This is a genomic window from Streptomyces sp. NPDC030809 (assembly GCF_055572195.1).
Genome location: NZ_JBVIDV010000003.1, coordinates 271,537 through 287,384, shown reverse-complemented (window position 1 = coordinate 287,384; position 15,848 = coordinate 271,537). Strand labels below are relative to the sequence as shown.

The 15,848-nt window shown below is 72.9% G+C and carries 13 protein-coding genes and 1 tRNA gene; 9 read left to right on the top strand and 5 right to left on the bottom strand.

What is annotated here, in order from left to right; translation table 11 throughout:
- Positions 1-92 precede the first annotated feature (92 nt).
- On the top strand, positions 93-1,292 hold the full coding sequence (locus ACZ407_RS06020; RefSeq protein ID WP_468125848.1) for a hypothetical protein: 1,200 nt from the start codon (positions 93-95) through the stop codon (positions 1,290-1,292).
- On the opposite strand, the gene ACZ407_RS06015 is transcribed toward ACZ407_RS06020, so the two are convergent.
- Entirely contained in the window at positions 1,279-2,856 is a 1,578-nt protein-coding gene (locus tag ACZ407_RS06015; protein WP_468125847.1) for a serine/threonine-protein kinase, read from the bottom strand. The genes ACZ407_RS06020 and ACZ407_RS06015 overlap by 14 nt on opposite strands.
- 26 nt (positions 2,857-2,882) lie before the next feature.
- Positions 2,883-3,431, bottom strand: coding sequence for a helix-turn-helix domain-containing protein (locus ACZ407_RS06010; RefSeq protein WP_226731524.1), 549 nt, complete (start codon positions 3,429-3,431; stop codon positions 2,883-2,885).
- 158 nt (positions 3,432-3,589) lie between these two features.
- Between ACZ407_RS06010 and ACZ407_RS06005 the strand changes: the two genes are divergently transcribed.
- The 8 genes from ACZ407_RS06005 to ACZ407_RS05970 all read left to right on the top strand — a co-directional run bounded on the left by ACZ407_RS06005 (position 3,590) and on the right by ACZ407_RS05970 (position 12,985).
- Positions 3,590-3,662 (top strand) — tRNA-Ala (locus tag ACZ407_RS06005).
- Between the two features lie 296 nt (positions 3,663-3,958).
- The gene (hemA, locus tag ACZ407_RS06000) at positions 3,959-5,152 is read left to right on the top strand and encodes a 5-aminolevulinate synthase (RefSeq protein WP_468125846.1); all 1,194 of its coding nucleotides are present in this window, start codon (positions 3,959-3,961) and stop codon (positions 5,150-5,152) included.
- A gap of 85 nt (positions 5,153-5,237) precedes the next feature.
- Positions 5,238-6,113 (top strand): TauD/TfdA dioxygenase family protein, encoded by an 876-nt coding sequence (locus ACZ407_RS05995; protein WP_468125845.1) that lies wholly within the window; start codon positions 5,238-5,240, stop codon positions 6,111-6,113.
- The gene (locus tag ACZ407_RS05990) at positions 6,110-7,069 is read left to right on the top strand and encodes a 3-oxoacyl-ACP synthase III family protein (RefSeq protein ID WP_468125844.1); all 960 of its coding nucleotides are present in this window, start codon (positions 6,110-6,112) and stop codon (positions 7,067-7,069) included. The genes ACZ407_RS05995 and ACZ407_RS05990 overlap by 4 nt, the downstream gene beginning before the upstream one ends.
- A gap of 11 nt (positions 7,070-7,080) precedes the next feature.
- A complete protein-coding gene (locus ACZ407_RS05985) occupies positions 7,081-8,268 on the top strand; it encodes an ATP-grasp domain-containing protein (protein WP_468125843.1) in 1,188 nt (395 codons plus the stop codon).
- Positions 8,265-10,190, top strand: a complete 1,926-nt coding sequence (locus tag ACZ407_RS05980) for a phenylacetate--CoA ligase family protein (RefSeq protein ID WP_468125842.1) — start codon at positions 8,265-8,267, stop codon at positions 10,188-10,190. The genes ACZ407_RS05985 and ACZ407_RS05980 overlap by 4 nt, the downstream gene beginning before the upstream one ends.
- Positions 10,191-10,346: 156 nt before the next feature.
- Entirely contained in the window at positions 10,347-11,702 is a 1,356-nt protein-coding gene (locus ACZ407_RS05975) for a hypothetical protein (RefSeq protein WP_468125840.1), read from the top strand.
- Between the two features lie 5 nt (positions 11,703-11,707).
- Positions 11,708-12,985 (top strand): MFS transporter, encoded by a 1,278-nt coding sequence (locus ACZ407_RS05970; RefSeq protein WP_468125838.1) that lies wholly within the window; start codon positions 11,708-11,710, stop codon positions 12,983-12,985.
- 45 nt (positions 12,986-13,030) lie between these two features.
- Here the strand turns inward: ACZ407_RS05970 and ACZ407_RS05965 are convergent, their stop codons facing one another.
- The 3 genes from ACZ407_RS05965 to ACZ407_RS05955 all read right to left on the bottom strand — a co-directional run bounded on the left by ACZ407_RS05965 (position 13,031) and on the right by ACZ407_RS05955 (position 15,823).
- Entirely contained in the window at positions 13,031-14,014 is a 984-nt protein-coding gene (locus ACZ407_RS05965) for a helix-turn-helix transcriptional regulator (protein WP_468125836.1), read from the bottom strand.
- A gap of 152 nt (positions 14,015-14,166) precedes the next feature.
- Positions 14,167-14,970: a cysteine hydrolase family protein gene (locus ACZ407_RS05960; protein ID WP_468125834.1), complete on the bottom strand. Its 804-nt coding sequence runs from the start codon at positions 14,968-14,970 to the stop codon at positions 14,167-14,169.
- Positions 14,963-15,823, bottom strand: a complete 861-nt coding sequence (locus tag ACZ407_RS05955) for a class I SAM-dependent methyltransferase (RefSeq protein ID WP_468125833.1) — start codon at positions 15,821-15,823, stop codon at positions 14,963-14,965. The genes ACZ407_RS05960 and ACZ407_RS05955 overlap by 8 nt, the downstream gene beginning before the upstream one ends.
- Between the last annotated feature and the right edge of the window lie 25 nt (positions 15,824-15,848).

Sequence of the window (15,848 nt, the reverse complement as noted above, 5' to 3'; positions counted from 1 at the left end):
TTCCGGGGGCTGCTGCGGCTCCTGAGGCGGTGCCCGAGGCGGTTGCCGGGGCGCTCCCCGGGGCGGTTCCTCCCGGGAGCGGGCCGGCGTACGTGACCGCTCCGGGCGCCCGGAGCGTGCAGGGGGCGTCCAGCACGGCCACCGCGCCCACGCTGGAGACCGGCGGCTACGAGGACGTCCTGGGGCCCGGGGAGCGCTTCTACCAGCTGTCCCTGGACGCAGAGTCGAGCGTCTACGTCTCGGCGGTGGTCCGGCCGGACCCCGGGGCCGCGGTGGCCTACGGGGACGGGGTGGACGTGGTGCTGATGACCGCGGCCGGCAAGGAGTGCGGCCGCGCGGAGCGCGGCACCTTCTCCTCGGACCAGGCCCGGCCGATCACCGACGTGGCGGTGCGGCGGCTCCAGGAGGACGGGGACTGCCAACAGGCGGGCCTGTACTACGTGAAGCTCGTCCGCACCTCCGACAAGGCCTCGGACCAGGCCCCGTGGCCGGTGGAGCTGACGGTCATGCGGGAGCCGGGGCTCAGCACCGGCAGTGCGCCCCCCGCGGCCCGGCCCAGCACCTGGCCCTCGGCCGAGCCGGTGCGGCCGCCCGGCATCGGGCGGGTGCGCGAGGGCGGTACGGGCTTCAACGACGCCCGGGCCCTGGAGACGGGAGCCTGGCGGGACGGGATGCACCCGGGCCGGACCCGGTTCTACCGGATCCCCGTCGGGTGGGGACGGCAGCTGAGCGTCAGCGCCGAGCTGGCGAAGGCCCCCCGGATGACGAAGGAGTACGGCTCGGCGGCCTACGGGCTGTCCGTGAGCCTCTACAACCCCGCCCGGGCGCTCGTCGGCACCGAGACCGCCCCGTACGACGGCAGGCAGGCCATGGCGGCCTTCGGGAAGACTCCCCCGGTCGCCTACGACAACCGCTTCTCGGACGATGCCCGGATGCGGCCGGTGCGGTTCGCGGGCTGGTACTACCTCGCCGTCACCGTGGACCGGAAGGTCGGCGAGTTCGTGGCCGATGCCGAGGCCATCCCGCTGACCCTGCGGGTGCGGACCGAGGGGGAGCCGGCCGCGGCGCCGCCGTACCGGGAGGACGCCGTCAAGGCGGGGTTCGGGCTCGCGGAGGCGGATCTGGACGCCGCCCGGGAGGGGCTGACCGCGGTCGAGGCCCGGCAGGCCGCCGAGCGGCGCTCGCGCCTGGGCGTGGTGGCAGCCGGGGGGATCGGCACCGGGACGGCGCTGCTGCTGGGCCTCGGCGGGTGGGCACTGCTCGCCCGGCGGCCGGGTCTCAGGTCTGGCTGAGGGCCCAGAAGCCGACGGCGAAGCACAGCAGGGCGAGCACCAGGACCGGGACGGCCACCTTGGCCGGGGGGCCGGGCCGGCGTTCCGGTGCCGCGGCGGGCTCCCGGACGGCCGCGGGGTCCTGGTGCGGCTGCGGGGCCTGCGCGGGCGCGGGGAGCGGTTGCGGGGCCGTGTAGGGCCGGGTGGGCTCCGGAGGGGCCAGGTGGAAGCTGCCGGTCTCGGAGGCGGAGGCGGAGGCGGACGCGTGCGGCGACGGTGGCGCGGCGGGGGCCGGGGGCGATGTTTCACGTGAAACACCCCCGAGCGCCGTTCGGGTGGGCTCACCGGGGGTCCACAGCGTCGGCGGGCCGTCCGGCGGGGGCATGGCCGGGCCTGGGGGCGCTGCGGGGGCTGCCGGAGGCGGTACGGGGAGGGAGCCTGTGTCCGGGCCCGCGGGCGCTGCTGCCGTCGGGCCTGCGGTCGGGGGCCGGAGCGGGGCGGCCGGGGCCGCGGGGGCCGCGGGGGCCGCGGCAGGCCCCGCCGGGCTGGCGGGGCTGGCGGGGCTGGCGGGAGGCTCCGTGGGAGTGACGGGAGGGCCGGCCGGGGTGCCCGGGGCGGGTGCGGCGGGCGGCGCCACCGGAGCGGTGGCGGGGTGGGTTGCCGGGTGCGCGGGTGCGGGGGCGGCCGGGTGCGGGGGACGGGCGGGCCGGGGGCCTGCCGGGCCGAATCCCTCCGGCAGCGGGCCCAGTTGGTCGAAGACCTCGACGGGCTCCTCGTCCGGGGCGGCCGGGGGCAGCAGCTCCACGGCCTCGGCGAGGGCCTTGCGGGCCCCGGTGGCCGTACGGAAGCGCAGGGCGGGGTCGGGCTGCAACAGGCCCGCTATGACCTGCCAGAGGGGTTCCTGGAGCCCTTGCGGGGCCGCCGGGGTGCCGCGGGTCAGGAAGAGCTCGGCCAGGGCCTGGGAGTCGGGTTTCCGGCCCTCCAGGAGGTACAGGGCGACCAGCCCTGCGGCGTAGAGGTCGGCCGGGAAGTCGGGTTCCGCCCCCATGAGTTGCTCGGGGGCGAAATAGCCGGGGGTGCCGACCACGTAGTGGGTCTCGGTCAGCCGGGGCTCACCCTTGCGCATGGAGATCCCGAAGTCGGACAGCCGCAGGTGCGGCCGCCCGGTCCCGGTGGCCTCCAGCAGGATGTTGGCGGGCTTGACGTCCCGGTGGACCACCCCCTCGGCGTGCACCGCCGCCAGTCCGGAGAGCAGCTGGTCCAGCAGCGTGCACACGAACCGGGGCGGCAGCGGCCCGTAGTCGCCGATGACGTGGGCGAGGGAGCCGCCGCTCACCAGGTCCATGGTGAACAGGACCTTCTCGTCGTCCGCCGCCCAGCTGGCCGGGGCCAGCACGTGGGGGTGGTCGATGCGCAGGGCCTGTTCCCGCACGAACCTCAGCAGGGCGTGGGCGTCGCTCTGTTGGAGGACCTTGGCGGCGACGTACCGCCGGCGGCGGTGGTCCCAGGCCCGCCAGACGGCCCCGACCCCTCCCCGCCCGATCGGGTCGATCAGCTCGTACCGACCGGCGAAGACCTCTCCCATTGCGCTGCGCCCGCTCCCCGTCCGGATCAGCCCTGGTGCGCCTCGTAGTGGGACACCGCGTCCGCGGTGCGTCCGGCGCCGTACACCCGGAGGAACTCTGCCAGTTCCGGGTGGGTCGGGGCGAGGGTGTCCGCCGCGTCGATGATGTCGCCGGCCGCCGCGACCGAGCGCAGCAGCGACTGGATCTCGCGGACCACCCGCTTGACGGTGGGGGCACCGGAACTCGTGGTGGTCTGGCCGGTGTTGCTGAGCACCGAGCCGCCCTGGGTCTTCTTGATCTCGTCCATCCGGTCCGTGGCCTCCGCCGCGCTCACGCTGCCGTCGGCGACCTGGCTCGCCAGTTCCTGGAGGGCCTGGACGCGCTGGACGACGGCCGGATTCCCGATCTTGGCCCGCTGTCCGCTCATGAGTTGGGACAGCATGGGCGCCGACAGGCCGAGCACGGCAGCGAGGCGGGCCTGGTTCAAGCCGAGGTCATCTATGAGCCGGCGGAAGAGCGCGCCGAGCGGCTCCCCGTACCAACTGCGCTGAAGCTCTCTGGCTCTCGCCGTGGCCTCTTGCTGCACTGCGTCCACTACTACTCCCCTTCGCTGGTGCGAACCTCGCGAGCATCTTACGGAGCGTGGTCGCGGACCGGGAGTCCCTATCATTTTGCGGTATCGGGGGGGTAACCCGGTACTCTGGTCTGCGGAAGTGGCCGTGCGGGGTTCCGCGGCGGCCGCCTTCGCTGCACGGGGCCTTAGCTCAGTTGGTAGAGCGCTGTCTTTGCATGGCAGATGTCAGGGGTTCGACTCCCCTAGGCTCCACTTTTGAAACGCCCTCTGACCTGCGTATACGCGGGCCGGAGGGCGTTTTTTCGCACCCGGCGGCGTACGGGTGTGCCCGGGGGTGCGAGGTGTTTCTCCCCCCGGTCGGCCGGCGGTGGGCGGGGTGCTGGCGTGAGTGAGCCAGGCGAGCCCACGCCAGCGGATTTCGTTGGTTCGGGTCGAGGCGTCGTCCAGGATTGATCTCAGTGAGGGGCCGATCCGCTCCCCAGTCCGAATCCCCAGCAGAGTCCGTAGCGGCTCGGAACGTCCGGAGAGATGTCATGTCCATTTCAACCATGTCGACGCGGCAGAGCCCGGTGCTTGAGTCCTTCGAGCAGAAGATCGAGGAGCTCAAGCAGGCCGAGCTGTACCGCGAGTTCTTCCCCGTCGGCCACCTCGCCGCCGACCGCGGCCAGACCCGCCACGAGGGCCGGACCATCCAGGTCTGGTGCAGCAACGACTACCTCGGGATGAGCCAGCACCCGGACGTGATCGCGGCCCAGGTGGACGCCACCTACCGGCACGGCACCGGCACCGGCGGCTCCCGGAACATCGCCGGCACGAGCACCGCGCACGTGGAGCTGGAGCGGAAGCTGGCCGCCTGGCACCGCACCGAGCGGGCGCTGGTGTTCTCCAGCGGCTACGTGGCCAACTTCGAGACGCTCAGCACGCTGATCGCCGCGATCGACGACGTGGTGGTCTTCTCCGACGCCCTCAACCACCGCTCGCTGATCGAGGGCATCGTCCGCTCCGGGGCCAAGAAGCACGTCTTCGCCCACAACGACCTGGCGGACCTGGAGGAGAAGCTCGCCCTCTACGACCTCGACCGGCCGAAGCTGATCGTCTTCGAGTCCGTCTACTCGATGGACGGGGACACCTCGCCCGCGAGCGCGATCTTCGACCTGGCCGAGAAGTACAACGCGCTGACCTTCCTCGACGAGACGCACTCCATCGGCGTGCGCGGCGCCACCGGCGCCGGTCTGAGCGAGGAGCTCGACGACCACCGCGCCACCTTCATCCAGGGCGTCTTCGGCAAGGCCCTCGGCACCGTGGGCGGCTACGTGGCCGGCCCCGACGCGGCGCTGGACGTGGTCCGCTCGCACGCCCCCGGGTTCATCTTCACCACCGCCCTCCCCCAGGCGGTCATGGAGGCCACGCTCAAGAGCCTGGACATCGTCCAGAAGGCCACCGACATGCGCGAGGAGCTCAACCGCAAGGCGGCCCTGATGAAGGCCGAACTGCGGGCGCGCAACATCGACTTCATCGACGCCGACAGCCACCTGGTGCCGGTGATGGTGCCCGGCGGCGAGCGGGTCCGCAAGGTCGCCCAGATGCTGCGCGAGCGCCACGACATCTACGTCCAGCCCATCAACTTCCCCTCGGTCGCGCGCGGCGGCGAGCGGTTCCGCGTGACCACGGCGCCGTTCCGCACCGAAGAGCAGATCGCCGAGTTCGCCGAGGCGATGAAGCAGTGCCTCAACGAGTGCTGACCGACCCCTTCCGGCCGGCCGCGCTCCACCCCCACCCCCACGCCCCCCACGTACACAGCCCTGTCAGCGACAAGCGGAGAGATGCATGAACGTCCGTAAGATCACGCCCTTCATCGGCGTGGAGATATCCGGAGTCGAGTACGCCGACCTGGACCAGCCCGAGGTGTGGGACGAGGTGGTCCAGGGCGTCCAGCAGCACGAGCTCGTCGTCGTCCGGGGGATCGAGCTCACCCCGCAGCAGCAGGTCGAGCTCGCGGGCCGGCTCGGCCGCCCGGTGCCGTTCGTCCTCACGAAGTACCGCCACCCGGAGATCGAGGAGATCATGATCTCCTCCAACGAGTCCAAGGACGGCAAGCCGATCGGCGTCGCCCGCGTGGGCAACTTCTGGCACCAGGACTCCACCTTCATCGCCGAGCCGCCGCCGTACACCATGCTCTACGGCGTCAACGTGCCCTCCACCAGCGGGCACACCAAGTTCGCCAACGCGGCCCACGTCTACGACCGGCTGCCCGAGGAGTGGAAGGCCCGCCTCGCCGACCGGATCGGCGTGCACACCGTCTCCAAGCGGCTGCGCATCCGTCCGGAGCACGTCGGCCTGTCGGTCGCCGAGTTCAAGGCGCTCATCGACGTCGAGCACCCCAAGGTCCGCCACCCGCTCATCCGCAAGGACGAGTTCACCGGCCGCGAGTACCTCTACGGCTCCCGCGAGTACATGGACGGGGTGGAGGGCTTCGACCTCAACGAGAACGAGGAGTTCTTCCAGCTCGTCGACTCGCTCATCCACGACGAGGAGCACGTCTACACCCACGTGTGGAGCCCGAAGGACCTCGTGATCTGGAAGACCCGCACGGCCTTCCACATCGCCACCGAGGTCGAGCCCGGCGTCGGCCGCACCGTGCACCGCGTCAGCATCGAGTCGGCCGAGGCCGAGGTGGGCCCCGTCGAAGAGAAGGTGCAGTGAGCGGCGTTGCCGACTTCGCCGTGACGTTCCCCCGGGGGCGGGTCGACGTGCACGACCTGCACGCCGCCTCCGGGGTCCCGCTGACCGACATCCTCGCCGTCACCCACGCCGGGCACTTCCCGGCGCTGGGGAAGGACGAGACGGCGTGGGAGCTGGCCCTCGACGCGGCCCGCACGGTCCTGGCCCGTACGCCGGTGGCCCCCGAGGAGATCCGGTACGTGATCTACGCCGGGTCCGGGCAGTGGGACCGGCCTTTCTGGTCCCCGGCCGCCAAGGTGGCGCACGAGCTGGGCATCACCCGGGCGCACTGCTTCGAGGTGGCGAACTTCTGCAACGCGGGCATGGCGGCCCTCAAGGTGGCCGCCGACCGGCTCGACCTCACGGGCGAGGGCCACGCGCTGGTGCTCGTCGGGGACCGGCTCAGCCGGATGGTGGACCGCAGCGACCCGGCCTCGAAGGCGCTGTTCAACTTCGGGGACGCGTCCGCGGCGATGCTGGTCTCCCGGGGCGACACCGCGTTCAGGCTGCTGCACACGGCGATGCGCACCGATCCGAGCTGGTCGGACTACTACGCCGGCGAGTTCCGGGACGGCGAGGTGGCGATCCGCCGGGCCGCCCACCGCAAGGGCCTGGCGGCCGCGTACGTGGAGAACTTCACCGCACTGGTCGGCGAGACCCTCGACGCCATCGGCGCGAAGCCCGGTGACGTCGACCACCTGCTGATCAACCAGGGCGACCAGGACATGCACCGGCGCCTGCTGGAACATCTCGGCATTCCGGCCGAGAAGAGCGTCTTCAACTACCACCGGCTCGGCCACATGGGCGGAGCCGACACATTGATCGCCCTCGGCGGGCTGCGGGACGAGCAGCGGCTGCGGGGCGGCGAGCTGATCCTCCTGGCCACCAGCGCCATGGGCTTCAGCTGGGGAATCACAGCCTTGGAGTACCGACGATGAAGATTCTGATCATGAATCAGGTGCCGTACCGGAAGATCCAGTACCACTTGGGCATCGACCACGAGAAGCACGACGTGACCTACGTCTGCGGCCCGATCGGCGACGCGCAGCTGCCCCGCGACCTGCGGTGCGAGCGGCTGCTGATCGACCCGACGCAGGACCTGACCGAGCAGGTCATCGCCCGCACCTCGCGTGCGGACGGGTTCGAGGCGGTGCTGGCCCTGTCCGAGTCCGGGATCCTGGGCGCGCACCGGATCCGCGAGCACCTGGGCCTGCCGGGGCCGTCGCTGGAGCAGCTGGAGCGGGTGCGCGACAAGGTCGCGATGAAGCAGGCGCTGGTGGACGCCGGGGTGCGGCACCCGCGGTTCGTGGCCGCGCCGCCGGTGTGCAAGCCGCTGCCGTGGACGGGCAAGACGGTGGTCAAGCCCCGTCAGGGCGCGTCCAGCGAGGGTGTCACCATCCACGAGACCGCGCGTGCGGCGGTGGAGTTCCACCGGACGCTGGAGGAGCCGGGCGAGTTCCAGCTGGAGGAGTACATCGAGGGCGAGCTGTTCCACGCCGACGGCATCATCGCCGCCGGCGAGCTCTCCGACCTGGTGGTCAGCCGGTACGTCGGCAAGCCGGTGGACTTCGCCTCGGGCCGCCCGATCGGCTCGGGCCAGCTGCCCCGCTCGGAGCGGTACGAGGCGTTCGTGAAGCAGGTGATCGAGGCCCTCGGCATCGAGGAGGGCTGCCTGCACCTGGAGTTCTTCGAGACCGCCGAGGGCGAGCTGGTCTTCCTGGAGGTGGCCAACCGGCTGGGCGGCGGCGGCATCGTCGACTCCCACCTGCGGCACACGGGCGTCCACCTGCCCTCGCACGAGATCGCGGTCCGGCTGGGCTTCGAGCGTCCCGAGCCGGCCCGGCCGAGCGGCCGGTACCACGGGTTCTTCATCTTCCCCGGCCACCAGATGGCGCAGGGCACCCGCGTCGAGGTCACCATCCCCGACGAGCTGCGGGAGCACCCGGCCGTGGACCGGCTGTACGTGCTGGACGCCGAGGACGCCGTCGCGAGCGGATCGGTCACCTACCAGGAATGGGAGGTGCCGGTGTTCATCGAGGCCTCGGACGAGGACCCGGAGCGGCTCCAGGCCTTCCTGGCCCGGTGCGCGGCCGAGATCACGGTGACCGAGGCGGTCCTGGCGGGGGCGGCGGCATGAGCACGGTCCGCTTCTATCCGACCGACCTGGTCCTCGCGGTCCAGCAGGCCGAGCGGGAGCTCGCGGAGCGCCCGGACTCCGAGCTGGCCCGGCTGGTCACCGGTGCCGGGCTGGCCGGCCTGTGGGACGCGGCGGAACTGGCCGAGGGCCTCGACGAGTTCTTCGACGGGCTGAGCCAGTACCCGTGGCACTCGCTGGTCGACTCCGACGACGTCGTGGCCTACGAGCCCGTCGGCACCGTGGTGATCGACGACGAGCGGGCGGGCAACACCCTGCGCGGTCTGCTGCTCGGCTGGGCGACCGGCAACGAGGTGGTCGTCCGTACCGGCCGTCCGGAGCTGTGGGACCGGCTGACCGCGCTGCTGCACGGCTTCGGGTTCCCGCTGCCGGCCGCCCGTACGGCCGAGCCGGGTGCGGAGACCGCCGCCGACTGGCACCACGTCACCGTCCCCGACCTGCTGGTGCCCGCCGGTCTCGCCGACGGGGTGGTCACCGGCGAGGAGCCGCGGGCCGGCGTGCCGGTCCTGCGGATCCGTGCGGCGGCCGGTGCCGGCGCGGCGGCCCTGACGGCGGGTGCGCTGCGGCTGGACTGCCGCTCGGGGTGGGTCGGCGCCCTGCAGCGCAGCGAGTACCTGAAGGGCACGCGGCTGTCCGACGCCCGCGCCGCCGACGCGGCCCACGAGGACGAGCGGCTGGCCGCGAAGCTGCGGTTCCTGGTCGAGCAGGCCCGGCGCGCCCCGCACTACCGCGAGCTGCCCCGCATCGGCGCGCGCGCCGACCTGGCGGCCCTGCCGGTGCTGGAGAAGGGGGACCTGGAGAAGAACTCCCTGCCGGCCTCCCGGGCGCTGTGCAGCGGGGCCCGGCCCAGCGGGGAGGTGCTGCGCAGCGGGGCGACGACCGGCCCGCCGCGGTACATCGTCTACTCGCGCGCCGACTGGAACAACATGATGCGCGAGGCCGTGCCGCTGCTGTGGGCCCTGGGCATCCGCCCCGGCGACCGCGTGATCAACACCCTGTTCGGCGGCGGTCTGTACGGCGGTCTGGTGACCAGCAGCATGGAACTGGCCCGGATGCCCGTGGAGGCGTACAGCACGGCGCAGATGGTCACTCCGGACGACGTGCTGATGCTCGCCGGCAGTTTCGGTGCGAACGTGGTGCTCGGCCAGCCGGCGCTGGTGCTGCCGGTGCTGCGCGAGGCGAAGGCCCGCGATCCGAAGCTGCGGATCGAGAAGGTCATCTACGGCGGTACGCCGATGCAGGAGTCGGACAAGCAGTGGCTGCGCGAGGAGCTCGGCACCACGGTGGTCTCCAGCATCCTGGCGGCCAACGACGGTGCGCAGCTCGGCTACCAGTGCAGTGAGCTGGGCGGCACCCTGCACCACCTGTGCGAGGACTACAACCTGATCGAGGTCGTGGACGAGCAGGGCGTGCCGCTGCCGGAGGGCGCGGCGGGCGAGCTTCTGGTGACGAGCATGCAGAAGTTCGAGGGTCCGCTGATCCGCTACCGGATCGGGGACATGGGCCGGATCACGCACCACGTGTGCGGCTGCGGTGTGACCGGCCGGGTGCTGGAGTACCTGGGGCGCTCGGACGGCCAGATCAAGGTCAAGGGCCGGACGGTCCTGTACGGCGAGATCATGGCGGCGCTCGCGCCGTTCGGTGTCTCCCAGCTCCAGGTGGAGATCAACTCCCACGGGGACAAGGAGACGGTGACGGTGCGCACCGAGTCGCCGAAGGAGCTGGACCCGCTCGCGGTGCGGGCGCACCTGGGCGAGCAGTTCGAGGTGCTGAGCGACTACCACTCCTTCGATGCTTCGCTGACCCCCTTCGAGCTGGTCGTGGAGTGCCGTGCGGAGGGCGAGCTGCCCCGCAACGCGGTCAGCGGCAAGATCAAGACCGTCATCGACGGGCGTCTGGCGTAGCCGGCGCGCGGCCGGTCCCCGAGTCCGGTCCCAGGCCTCGGTTTCGTACCCCCCGGGCCACCCCCGGTTCCCTACCCGGGTCCCCCATCCCCGGTCCCACACCCCGGTCCGACACCCCCGGTCCGACGTGCCGGTCGGACGCAGAACGGAAATCCCATGACTGACCAGATCACCCGGCTGTTCAACCGGGAACTCGCCCGTCCGGGCAGCCCGCTGCGGGACATCGACCTCGACGCGGGCGGTTTCCCGGAGCTGGACGCGCTCGGCTACCGCTACCTGAACCGGCCGATGTTCTTCCCCGAGGAGGAGATCCGCCGCTTCGAGGCCGACCTGCTCGGCGTGGTGGACCTGCTCACCTCGCTGCCCGAGCGGCTGTTCGACGGTGACGTGGACCGGGTCTGCGAGGCGCTCGGCCTGAGCAGGTCCAAGGCGGACCTGGTCGGCGCCTTCCAGAAGCAGAAGCCGCCGCGGTTCGGCCGGATCGACGCCTACCACGACGGCGAGTCGCTGAAGATCCTGGAGTTCAACGCCTCCAGCCAGACCGGCGGTCAGGAGTGGGTGGGCCCGGTGGCCCGCCGGATGCTCGACTTCGACGGCTTCCGCTCCTTCGCCGGCGCCCACGGCCTGCACCACGTGGACACCACCGAGGTGCTGGCCCGTTCGCTGCGCGAGGCGGCCGCGGAGGTCACCTCCGGCGCGGATCCGGTGGTCGCCCTCGTCGAGGGGCCGGGCGGCATGGCCCTGTACGGGCACGCCTGGCGGCCGCTGCAGAACATCCTGCGGGGCCACGGGCTGGAGTGCCACCTCGGCGAGATCGGCGACCTGAAGGTCGAAGGCGGCCGGGTCCGGTTCAAGGGCGCGCCGGTGGACGTGGTCTACCGGGTGTTCGACCTCGACCAGGTGGTCGACGACCCGGACGGGCGGGCCCTGACCGAGCAGCTGCGCGACGCGCACCGGGACGGCGGGGTGGTCCTGTGGAGCCCGCTGGAGACCGATCTGCACGCCAACAAGCGCTGGATGGCGTACCTCTCCGACCCGCGGCTGCGCGGGCACATGAGCGCCGAAGAGCAGCTGATGGTGGACCGGGTGCTGCCCTGGACCCGGATGCTCGACCCGGGTTCGGCGGCCACCGGCCGGGAGATGGTCGAGCAGTGCCGCGCGCGGCGCGAGCACCTGATCCTCAAGCTGAACGAGGGCTTCGCCGGATCGGGCATCACCTGCGGCTGGCTGGTCGACGAGGCCCGCTGGGAGGAGGCGCTCGGCCAGGCCGCCCAGGTCGGCGCGATCGTCCAGGAGCGGGTCGTGCCGCGCGAGGAGCCGGTGCTGAACCTCGCGACGGGCGAGACGGAGTCGTGGGACTCCTGCCTCGGCCTCTACTGGATGCCCACCGGTTTCGCCGGCGGCGGCAGCCGACTGGTGCCCTCCGGTGAGCCGTTCACCCTCGACGCGACGCGCAAGCGGCTCGCCGGCATCTACCTGTACCCCGAGCCGACTCACTCCGACGGGAGCTGACCCCCATGGCCCAGACCGCCGATCTCGCACCCGGGCCCGCCGCGGCCGGGGCCGCGAAGCCGAAGCCCGGACGGGACTTCCGCTACCTGCTGTCCGCCTACTCGGTGCAGACCCTCGGCGAGGGGGTGCTGCTCGCGACCCTGCCGCTGCTGGCCAGCCGGCTGACCGACGACCCGCGCCTGATCTCCGGGGTGGTGCTCGCCGAGGGGCTGCCCTGGCTGCTGCTCGCCCTGCCGGGCGGGGTGATCGTCGACCGGTTCGACCGGCGGCGGCTCATGGTGGGCACCCAGGCCGTGCAGGTGTTCCTGCTGCTCGCCATCGCCGTACTGGCGACCTTCGACCTCGCCCGGATCTGGATGATCTACGTGCTGGCCTTCGGGCTCACCGCGGGGGACATCCTGTTCACCGGCGCCAGCCGGGCGGTGATACCCAGCATCGTGCCGAGTGCCGCGCTGGAGACCGCCAACGGGCGGAGCGTCACCGCGGAGACCGTGGGCCGGCAGTTCGTCGGCCCGCCGCTCGGCTCGGCCCTGTTCGCGTTCCTGCTGCCGCTGCCGTTCTGGCTGGACGCGGCCGCCTACGCGGTGTCGCTGCTGCTGCTCCTGCGGATCCGGGGCACCGGCGGGCGGTTCCGTCCCGAGCGCACCGCCGCGGCCGAGCGGGGGGCGGGCGCCCTGGTCAACGAGGCGACCGAGGGGCTGCGGCTGCTGTTCCGCCACCCGGTGCTGCGGGCCATCGTGGTCCTCGCGGCCGCCAGCAACTTCTGCGTCACCATGGGCCAGTCGGTGCTCGTGCTGTTCGCGTCCGAGGTGCTGGGCGTGGGCGACGGCGGGTACGGCGTACTGCTCGCGACGATGGCGATCGGCGGGGTGGTCGGCGCGCTGGGCAGCAGCCGGGTGGTCGCCCGGTGCGGGGCCCGCGCGGTGGCGATCACGGTGTCCACCGCGGGCTCGGTGAGCCTGCTGGCCATCGGCCTGTTCGGCCGGGGGACGGTCGTGGTGGCCGCGCTGTTCTGCATCTGGTCGGCCGGTCTGTCGCTGTGGAACGTGATGGCGCAGTCGACCAGCCAGCGGCTGGTTCCGGACGAGCTGCGGGGGCGGGTCGGCACCGGCACCCGGATGATCTGCTTCGGTGCGATCCCGCTGGGTGCCGCCACCGGCGGCCTGGTCGCCGCCGAGTGGGGGCTGCGCGCGCCGTGGGTGGTCGGCGGTCTGATCAACCTGGTGGTGGCCCTGCTGTTCGTGCCCGCGATGCGCCGCTGGCCCTCGCGGGAGCGGGTCTGAGGCGGGACGCGGGGCCGGCGGGCCGCCGGCCGCTGCCGGACGGGGTCAGGCCAGCCAGCCGAGTGCGGCGGCCCGGACCCCGGCCTGGAAGCGGCTGGCGGCCTGCAGCCGGTCCATCAGGGTGGCGACGACCCGGCTGATGGACCGGGCCGAGATCCCGATCTGCCGGGCGATCACCTCGTCCTTCTTGCCGGCCGCCATCAGCCGCAGGACCGCCCGCTCCAGATCGGTCGGGCCCGCGACCGGCTCCTGCTCGGGGACCGCGTAGTCGCCGGCCTGCTCCCAGTGGTGCTCGAACAGGCTCATCAGGACCTGGACGACCGCGGGGTCGCGGATCACGACGGCGTCCGCTCCGGAGGGGCCGGGGCCCACCGGGACCACGGCCGTCTTGGCGTCGTACACGAGGAGGAACGCGGGCAGCAGGGTCAGGCTCTTCACCTGGGCGCCCGCGGTCGAGATGGCCCGGGCGTAGCTGGCGGTGTTCTGGTGGGAGGAGCCGGCCTGCTGGAACAGGGTGCGGATGGTGACCCCGCGTTCCAGCATGGCCAGGCCGACCGGGATCTCCGGGAGGAGGGTGCGGTCGCTGCGGCCGCCCACCGGGACCATGGCGTCGACGGTGGAGCTGCACGAGCGGCTGAGCTCCTCCAGGAGGACCTGGAGGGCCTGCTCGCCTTCGACCCGTTCCACTCCGCCCGTGGTGGGCCGCTGGCTGCGGGCCTCCAGGTATTCGCCGGTCAGGGCGGTGAGGCTGGCCCGGGTGTCGGCCACGGCGGCGCGCTGGACCAGCAGCTGCTGCTCGGTTTCGGCGAGCAGCAGGTCGGAGGCGGTCTCCGGGCTCACCGCCACCCAGCCGCCGTGGGCGGCCGGGCGCAGCAGGTGCAGGGAGGCGAGCGCCTCGTCGGCGCGCTCCAGCTCCTCGGGGGCCACGGCCAGCAGACGGCAGAGCTCGGCCGCGGTGGCGGCCGGGTGGGCCACCCGGGCGCGGTAGACGGCGAGGCTCGTCTCGTCCGGGGTCATCAGGTTCAGCACGTCGGGTCTCCTGTCGACAGGGTGGTCGAGCGGGGTCGCCATTGATGGTCGGCGCCGCCGTTCCCCGTCCGGTCCCGATCCGTTCCTCTCGTGCCGGTGCCCTGTCCTGCCGGGGTCCCCCGTCCCGGTGCCCCGTCCCGTCCCGCGCCGTGTCAGGCCGGTGGTGCGGCGGGTACGGCGGCCTGCCCGGCTGCGAGGGCGGCGACGAGGTCCTCTCCCCGGGCGGTGAAGCCGAAGCAGTGGCGGACGTTGTAGAGGGTGGCGTCCAGGCAGAAGCCGGGGGAGGTGGTGCCGACGCCGTCTTCCAGGAGGACGGCGTCGTAGCCCAGGCACGCTGCGTCGGTGAGGGTGGCCATCACGCACTGGTCGGCGTTGACCCCGGTGAACAGGACGGTGTCCACGCGCAGGTTGCGCAGCACGGAGTCGAGCCGGGTGTCGTGGAAGCCGCTCATCCGCTGCTTGGTGAGGTGGAGGTCCCCGGCGGCGGGGGTGAGGGCGGAGACCACGGCGGCCCCCCAGCTGTCTGCTTCCAGGACCGGAGTGGGGATGCCGGGGAGCCGGGAGCCGATGCCGCCGCCGGTGCCCGCCAGGTCGTAGGCGTGCAGCACGTTCGGCGGAATGTTGGCCCGGTCGGGGCGGGAGGCCCAGTTCAGCCAGATCACGGGGACTCCCGCGGCCCGCAGCGGGGGCAGCATCGCGCCGATGGACTCGGCCAGGGCGGTGGCTCCGGAGACGTCGAGCCCTATGGAGGCGAGCCAGCCGTCGGGGTGGCAGAAGTCGTTCTGCATGTCGATGACGAGCAGCGCGGTCCGGGCCAGGTCGAGCGTGAGGTGCTGGGGCGCGGCGGGGAGGGCCACGGGGCGGTGCGGCCGCAGCGGGCGGCGCAGGTCCACCTCCGTGGCGGAGGCCCGCCAGCTGTTGCGCGGGTTGGGCCCGAGCGGGCGGAGCTCAGTCATGGGCGTGGCCGGCCGGGGCGTGGTTGTGGGTGTGGGGCTCCTCGGCGGCGCGGGCGTTGTCGGGGGAGTCGGTGACGGCGCACAGCAGCCGGACCTCGCCGCGCTGCCAGATCGTGCCGACCTCGGCGAACCCGGCCTTCTGCAGGGCTTCGTGGTGGATGGCGAAGGCGGCGGACAGGTCGCTGTGGTTCTCGCCGTCGTAGCCGCGGCGGCTGCGTTCGGCGACGGCGGCGGCGAACGCGGGCTCGGCCTTGACCTCCTCCCACCAGCCGTACCAGCTGTCGGCGGCCTCGGCAGTGGCCCGGCGGTCCCGCTCGCGGCGCAGGAGCGCGCGGTCGAGGCGGGACAGTACGGGGGAGCCCGCGCGGTCGCGTTCGAGCTCGTCGCAGTTGACGAGGATCCCGCCGGGCCGCAGCAGGGTGGTGAGCCCGCCGTACAGGGATTCCAGCACCTCGGGTGCCAGCCAGTGCAGGGCGGTGGTGCTCAGGACGGCGTCGGGGCGGCGCTCCAGGCCCAGTGCGGCCGACCAGTCGGGGTCGCGCAGGTCCACGTCGGCGAAGTGCAGCCCGGGTACGTCGGCGTAGGCGGCGCGGCCGAGTTCGATGAGGAGGGGGTCGGCGTCCACGGACACCACGGTGGCGGCGGGGATGCGCCGCAGCAGCCGTACGCCGATGGAGCCGGGGCCGCAGCCGAGGTCGAGGACCAGCGGGTCGGGCCGGCCGCTGATCTCCTCGACCACGTCGATGAGGGCGGTGAACTGCTCTTCCCGCTCGGGCAGGAAGGTCTCCTGCTGGCGGTCCCAGCGGTCCACCCAGGCGCGGGCGGTGGCGGCGTAGCCGGATGCGGAAGTCATGGCGTGTTCCTGTGTCCTCGGGGGT